The organism is Blautia sp. OM07-19, from assembly GCF_003481595.1.
GTDB classification, from domain to species: Bacteria; Bacillota; Clostridia; order Lachnospirales; family Lachnospiraceae; genus Blautia_A; species Blautia_A intestinihominis.
This window is the reverse complement of the sequence record NZ_QULA01000040.1, coordinates 20660-27230: the sequence shown is the minus strand read 5'-3', so window position 1 is coordinate 27230 and position 6571 is coordinate 20660. Positions and strand designations below refer to the sequence as shown.

Below are 6571 nucleotides of genomic sequence, written 5' to 3'. Positions count from 1 at the left end.
GCCTAAAGCGTCCGGAAGCACGTGACTTCAGTCATGTGAGGATAGAGTTTTTAATTCACAGAAGACTTTGTAAAAATACATAGAGGCTGTATTGTGTCTGTAAAAGCGATTCATGATGTGACAGATACGGTAGATCTCAGTAATGGAGAAGAATTGTTGTATACTGTCCGCAAGAAAAAACAAATAGTGGCCGAGATTCAGGAAAAGCAGAAAAGAATGATTAATGCTTTGGGAAAAAGCGGTATTCCGGCTACAGAAGAAGAATATCGACGTTATTATAGTTCTTTTGAATATCTGCCTATTGCATTTACGGACATAGAAATGGTGTTTAATGAAGAAAGTCATGCAGTAGACTGGATTTTCCGTTATGCAAATCAGGAACTTGCCAGATTAGAAAAGCTTTCGCTGAATCAGTTGCTGGGAAAATCTTTTGGCAGTTTGTTTTCCAATATGGATTCGAAATGGCTGCGAAGTTATGAACGTTCGGCACTTTATGGAGAAGTATTGGAACTTATGGATTATAGCCCGGAGATAGACACCAACCTGAAGGTAATCTGTTTTCCTACCTTTAAGGGACATTGTGGCTGTATCTTGTTTGATCTGGATAGGATTAAGGCAGTTGACAGTAGTAATAATGTCCATAAAATATGGAATACATACCTGAGAAATTGTACAAAATAGCTAAAAAATATGTCGCTTTAAGCCGCTTGGATGTCGCTTTGTTCCATGTTTATTGACTGGAATAAAGCGACATTTTATTATATAAACAAATTACTAAGCGAGTCAGGAGAAAGTATCAGGCAACAGAGAATATTTGAATTTTTTATAAGATAAAGGGGGAAAGATATCATGAAAAGAAAAAAAGTAAGTACTTTGATTGCCGCCGCATTGGCACTTACCATGACTGTCTGTAGCAGTTCGACCGCAATTGCAACATCAGAATTAACAGCGGAAAGCAAACCAGCCACCCAGTATACGATTGACGCAAATCAGGAAGTTTATGCATTGCTGGACTTCGAGGATACTGCGGAGTTTGAGAACGCGACCAAAGGTCTGCTTGCTTCTCCGGATACTCTGGATATTTGTGATGAGAACGGGAAGGTTGTATGGAGTCAGACGGCATATGCTTTTCTGGATTAGGACGCTCCGGATACAGCGAATCCCAGCCTTTGGAGAAACACACAGTTGAATCATATTTATAATCCTGAAGACACACAGAAAAAATTGGATTGTATATGCCGGCTCTGGAGAGTATAATACTATAAATCAAAAGAATTATAAGTATTAAAACTTGAAAGCAGGTGGAGTATGAGCCAGCATAAGATCCGAAAAAGTGCTGTTGTCATTATAGTTGTCTGCTGACTCCAAAACAAAAGAGAAAAATATTTCTGGTACAGCATCTGCTTGGCTGGGCAAGATTCTTATTCTAAAATGTGAACTGTGGGGAAATCATGATGAAGAAAAAATTTATTAAGCTGTTTGCAATACTGTCGGTTGTCTTTCTTGGAGTGCTGGAGATGGGATGGCGCTTTTTTAACATGGTGGTCTGCTGCAAAAGAGGAGAGCACAAAAAGGAAAGAAAGAAATGGTTTGAGCTGTCTCATATCAGGGAAAATCATCCCCAGAACGGTTATGCCAGAGAATACAATGAGAGTAAGGCATGGTGTTTTGAGCAGAAAATGCAGGACTGTTATATCAAAAGTATTGACGGATTAAAACTGCATGCATTATATCTGCCGGCAGAAGATGCAAAAAGGATCGTCATATTAAGCCATGGTTATCGTGGCAGCCGGTTTGGCACCTTGTCGTTTATGGCAAAATATCTGCATGAGCATCAATGTGATGTCCTGTTTATAGAACATCGCTGCTGCGGTGACAGCGAGGGAAAATATATCACCTTTGGAGCAAAGGAGCAATGGGATGTGCAGCAATGGGCAGTCTATGTATCTGAACGAAATAAAGAGAAGCTCCCGATTTATCTGTACGGACAGTCTATGGGGGCTGCTACTGTACTGATGGCATCAGGACATACACTTCCGGCAGAGGTAAAAGGCCTGATTGCGGACTGTGGTTTTCAGTCTATGGAAGGACAGATGCGTGATATGGCAGCTAACTGGTTCCACCTGCATCATATACCACTGCTTCTGATGGAACTGGACTGGTTCTGTTCTCTTGTGGCAGGATTTCATATGAAAGATGCAGACACTACAGAAGCCATAAAAAAAAATACAAGACCGGTTCTGTTTTTCCATGGAGAGAAGGACACCTATGTGTATCCGAATAATTCTTTTCAGAATTACATGCTCTGCAGGGCAGAGAAGGAACTGGTGATCATACCGGGGGCACGGCATCTGTGCAGTGCCTATGCGGATCCGGAACTGTATCAGCACAAGATGATGGAATTTTTTGAGAAATACGATTAAACGGACATAAAGAATCCCGACCGGGATTTATCAGACATGGTACATAACAGGGAATATACATTTGAACTGTTATGTTAAATGAATGATAAGTCCCGGTCAATTTTTTGTAAAGTGTTCATTAAGTCCCAGGGGTACTGGTATTTCCCGAGAAGGTATGATATTTTTTGACCTGAAGCATACAATAATGTTTTTTCTATCTCGGATAAAGAGGAATACCGGGATAATGGAGGTTATCTATTATATGAGAAATTATTATCCTTTGACGGCAGCTCAGAAAATGCATCACAACTGGATCATGGATTATGGTACACAGCAGGTATCTGGTGTAAGTGTTGTGGCTTCTGTACAGGCAGAACTGGATTTTGGATTACTGAAGAAATGTATTCAGATGGAAATGGAGCGTTCAGACTGTACCAGAGTCCGTTTTACGAAACCGGATAAAGATGGAAATGTAAAACAGTACATTGAAAAACAGGATCCGCGTGATATTGAACTGAAGGATCTGTCAGGAATGGAAAGCCTGGCAAAGGCAGATGAGCTGATGCAGCAGTGGGCGTATGAAACATTTGACGGAGATAATATCCCGATGTGCGAATTTACCATGCTGAAGCTTCCGGAAGGATACAATGGTTTCTTTTTACATATGGATCACAGACTGATCGATTCCTGTGGGCTTGTAGTTATGATCGGAGATTTGTTCCAGTTATATACGCATTATAAATATGGAACGGCCTGCCCACAGGAACTGGTTGATTTTGAGACGGTTCTGAAAAAAGATCTTGCAAAAGCGGGCAATGAAAAGCGTTTTGCAAAAGATAAAAAATTCTGGGATGACCAGCTGGATGAACTGGGCGAGCCGTTATATTCTGATATTCAGGGACCATCTGTACTGGAGGAAGCAAGAAAGCGTCATGGGGATCCGAAGCTTCGTGCTTCTGATATTGAGATGAATGAGCTGTTTGTTGCAGTAAAGGATTATCATCTGGAACCGTATGCGACACAGAACCTGATGGATTTCTGTATGAATCATCAGCTTTCCATGACAAATCTGCTTCTGCTTGGTATCCGTACTTATCTGTCAAAAGTAAATAACGGACAAGAAGATATTACGATTCAGAATTTTATATCCAGACGTTCTACCCATGATGAATGGACTTCCGGGGGAAGCAGAACTATTATGTTTCCGTGCAGAACAGTGATCTCACCGGAGACAGATTTTCTCTCGGCAGCTTATGAAATCCAGAATATGCAGAATCGAATTTATATGCACAGCAATTACGATCCGGCACTTATCGTGGATGAGATGAGAAAGAGATATCATACACCGGAGCATACCAGCTATGAAAGCTGCTATCTTACCTATCAGCCAATGCCGGTGAAGGTGGAGAATGAAATGCTTGGAACCGTTCGCCAGCATGCCAAATGGTTTGCAAACGGTGCCGCAACCAAAAAAATGTATCTGACCGTATCTCACACTGAGGATGGCGGCATGAACTTCTCATATCATTATCAGACTGCTCATCTTGAGGAACATGACATGGAACTGCTTTATTATTATATGATGCGTATTCTGTTTAAGGGAATTGCAGAGCCGGATATGAGCATCGGCGAGATCATGGAACAGGTATAAAAATCAAAAATCAGGAGGAAATGGAATGAATCAGGAAATGGAATTTAAAAATATTGTAGCGCAGTACAGCAAAGTGAAACCGGAAGAGATGACAGGTGAGATGAGATTCCGTGAGGATCTGGGATTTACTTCTCTGGATTTCATGTCTTTTCTGGGTGAGCTTGAGGATACCTTTGACATTGAACTTGAGGAAACCGAAGTGACAAAAATTACAACTCTTGAGGAGGCACTGAAGCTTCTTGAGGAGCTTCAGTAAGAACTAAGTTGCTTGTGAACGGAGCGAACAGAATTAACAGAATATCAGTCCACAGAACAGTGAGGGAGGAGAAAGATATGCTGATCAGGGATATATTAGAAGAAAGTGTACAGAAATTTGGCGAAGTCAAGGCAGTAAAATGGCTTAACCGAAAAGAGATTCTGGAGAGAAGTTACAGTGAAATGATGAAAAATGTGATTTCCACCAGAAAAGGACTTCTTGCAGAAGGTTTTGAGGGAAAGCATATTGCATTGATCGGAACCAGCTCTATAGAATGGATCGAAAGCTATCTGGGAATTATTACAGGATGTACTACAGCGGTGCCGCTGGATGCAGCACTCCCGTGTGAAGAACTGATCGATCTGATAAACCGTTCCGATTCCGAAGCACTGTTCTTAAGTCCGAAACACAGACCGTATCTGGAAGCATTTCTTGCAAACTGTCCGAAACTTCAGAAAGTATGGATGCTCCAGGAAGAGGTGGAGGATGTACCGGCGGATACATATAGTATCAGCGAACTCAGAAATTCAGGAAAGAATGCCGAAGGAGATGCTTCCTGCCCGGATGCAGAAGATATTGCGACAATTATCTTTACTTCCGGAACGACAGGAAAGAGCAAGGGAGTTATGCTGACACAGAATAATCTGGCTTCCAATGTTGAGGCAGTCAAAATCTCGGCAGAACCCGGAACAGCCATGCTCAGTGTACTTCCGATCCATCATGCATTCTGTCTGGTCATGGACTGGCTGAAGGGCTTTTCTCAGGGAGCGACCCTCTGTATCAATGACTCCCTGCTTCATATGATCAGAAATATGAGCATTTTTAAACCGGATATCATGCTCATGGTTCCAATGATGATTGAGACGATTTATAAGAGACTGGCGGCTGCTGATCCGTCGATTCCGAAAGCTGTTCTTGCAGAAAAAGTATTTGGTGGAAAACTGCACACGATTTTTACCGGTGGGGCACATCTGGATCCTTACTATATTGACTGTTTTGCAGAGTACGGTATACAGATACTGGAAGGCTACGGTATGTCGGAATGCTCTCCGGTCATCAGCAATAATACACCGGAAAACAATAAGCCGGGTTCCATCGGAAGACCACTTGAGAATGTGGAAATCAGATTTGAGGATGGAGAGATCCTGGTAAAAGGTACAAGTGTCATGAAGGGATATTATCAGATGCCTCGTGAGACAGAGGAAACGCTGAAAGATGGCTGGCTGCATACCGGGGATAAGGGATATATTGATAAAGATGGTTATCTTTTCATCAATGGTCGTGTGAAAAATCTGATTATTCTTTCCAATGGAGAAAATGTATCTCCTGAGGAAATTGAGAACAAACTTGCATTGAATCCGCTTGTGGGTGAAGTGATTGTAACAGGCGAGGACAATGGTCTTACAGCCCGAATTTATCCGGAACAGGCAGTTGTGGAGGCAAAAGCACTGGATACTGAGATGATCAGGTCACAGCTTCAGGCATTTCTGGATGAATACAACAAAAACCAGCCGACTTACCGTCGCATTACAGGCCTGGTGATCCGAAAAAATCCGTTTATCCGCAATACGACAAAGAAGATCAGGAGACAGGATGTCCTGATCGACGAGCCGCAGGCATAATAAACACCCGTCTGAGTGAAAGTGCTCAGACGGTTTTTTTGTGCCTGTATGCAGGGCAGTCAGGATAAAAGAGGCAGCATGCCGGAAAGAAAAATCTGAGTCAGAATCTCTGCAATGACTTCCGGTGCGAGATCAAAATTATCCCGGGTCCATTTGTGAAGCACACCGATCGTGCTGCCGATCGCGCAGGTGATCACGTAAGATATTTCTTCTTTTGTGTGTCTGTCGGGGCTGGCACTGGAGGTGGTAGCGGTGACATAGTGATGAAGCATGGTCAGCATTTTTTCAAACAAATCATTCCCGTGAGGGGTGCTCAGAAGACCGGCAAGGAAGGGATTTTCCATTGTATAGCGACAGATCGTCAGAAAATAGGACTGACAGATATCGCGGTCATTTTCCGGATGAAATTTTTCCATTATAGAAAAAACATCATGGATCGTCTTTTCCTCAACAGCAGATACAAGAGAGGGGATATCCTGATAATGATTATAAAAAGTACTTCTCGCGATACCAGCTGTTTTGGTGATATCGGATACGGTGATCCGGTCAGGAGCTTTTTGCTTTATGAGTTTAAAAAAAGCTCCCAGGATGGCTTCGTCTGCCACAGAATATCTTTCATCAGGAATTGGATTTTGCATAG

At 42.3% G+C, this 6571-nt stretch carries 7 protein-coding genes; 6 read left to right on the top strand and 1 reads right to left on the bottom strand.

All coding sequences use genetic code 11. The features are described from left to right. Positions 1 to 93: 93 nt before the first annotated feature. The 6 genes from DXC01_RS17735 (at position 94) to DXC01_RS17710 (ending at position 5931) form a co-directional block, all read left to right on the top strand. Complete coding sequence (locus tag DXC01_RS17735; protein ID WP_118699490.1) at positions 94 to 681, top strand: LytTR family transcriptional regulator; 588 nt, start codon at positions 94 to 96, stop codon at positions 679 to 681. A gap of 168 nt (positions 682 to 849) precedes the next feature. Beyond that, on the top strand, positions 850 to 1140 hold the full coding sequence (locus DXC01_RS17730) for a hypothetical protein (RefSeq protein WP_118254632.1): 291 nt from the start codon (positions 850 to 852) through the stop codon (positions 1138 to 1140). A 311-nt stretch (positions 1141 to 1451) separates the two neighbouring features. After that, positions 1452 to 2423 carry an alpha/beta hydrolase gene (locus tag DXC01_RS17725; protein ID WP_243002501.1) on the top strand — a complete coding sequence of 324 codons (972 nt, stop codon included), beginning with the start codon at positions 1452 to 1454 and terminating at the stop codon, positions 2421 to 2423. A 241-nt stretch (positions 2424 to 2664) separates the two neighbouring features. Further along, positions 2665 to 4053, top strand: a complete 1389-nt coding sequence (locus DXC01_RS17720) for a condensation domain-containing protein (RefSeq protein WP_118699492.1) — start codon at positions 2665 to 2667, stop codon at positions 4051 to 4053. A gap of 25 nt (positions 4054 to 4078) precedes the next feature. Further along, a complete protein-coding gene (locus DXC01_RS17715; protein ID WP_118254628.1) occupies positions 4079 to 4309 on the top strand; it encodes an acyl carrier protein in 231 nt (76 codons plus the stop codon). Positions 4310 to 4386: 77 nt separating this feature from the next. Further along, positions 4387 to 5931 carry an AMP-binding protein gene (locus tag DXC01_RS17710; RefSeq protein WP_118699489.1) on the top strand — a complete coding sequence of 515 codons (1545 nt, stop codon included), beginning with the start codon at positions 4387 to 4389 and terminating at the stop codon, positions 5929 to 5931. 59 nt (positions 5932 to 5990) lie between these two features. Here the strand turns inward: DXC01_RS17710 and DXC01_RS17705 are convergent, their stop codons facing one another. Beyond that, positions 5991 to 6569 (bottom strand): TetR/AcrR family transcriptional regulator, encoded by a 579-nt coding sequence (locus DXC01_RS17705; RefSeq protein WP_022213759.1) that lies wholly within the window; start codon positions 6567 to 6569, stop codon positions 5991 to 5993. Between the last annotated feature and the right edge of the window lie 2 nt (positions 6570 to 6571).

What these genes read in the sequence shown, in the direction of transcription:
- DXC01_RS17730 (WP_118254632.1), top strand. Translation starts at nt 850, where the DNA reads ATGAAAAGAAAAAAAGTAAGTACTTTGATTGCCGCCGCATTGGCACTT.
- DXC01_RS17725 (WP_243002501.1), top strand. Translation starts at nt 1,452, where the DNA reads ATGATGAAGAAAAAATTTATTAAGCTGTTTGCAATACTGTCGGTTGTC.
- DXC01_RS17720 (WP_118699492.1), top strand. Translation starts at nt 2,665, where the DNA reads ATGAGAAATTATTATCCTTTGACGGCAGCTCAGAAAATGCATCACAAC.
- DXC01_RS17715 (WP_118254628.1), top strand. Translation starts at nt 4,079, where the DNA reads ATGAATCAGGAAATGGAATTTAAAAATATTGTAGCGCAGTACAGCAAA.
- DXC01_RS17710 (WP_118699489.1), top strand. Translation starts at nt 4,387, where the DNA reads ATGCTGATCAGGGATATATTAGAAGAAAGTGTACAGAAATTTGGCGAA.
- DXC01_RS17705 (WP_022213759.1), bottom strand. Translation starts at nt 6,569, where the DNA reads ATGCAAAATCCAATTCCTGATGAAAGATATTCTGTGGCAGACGAAGCC.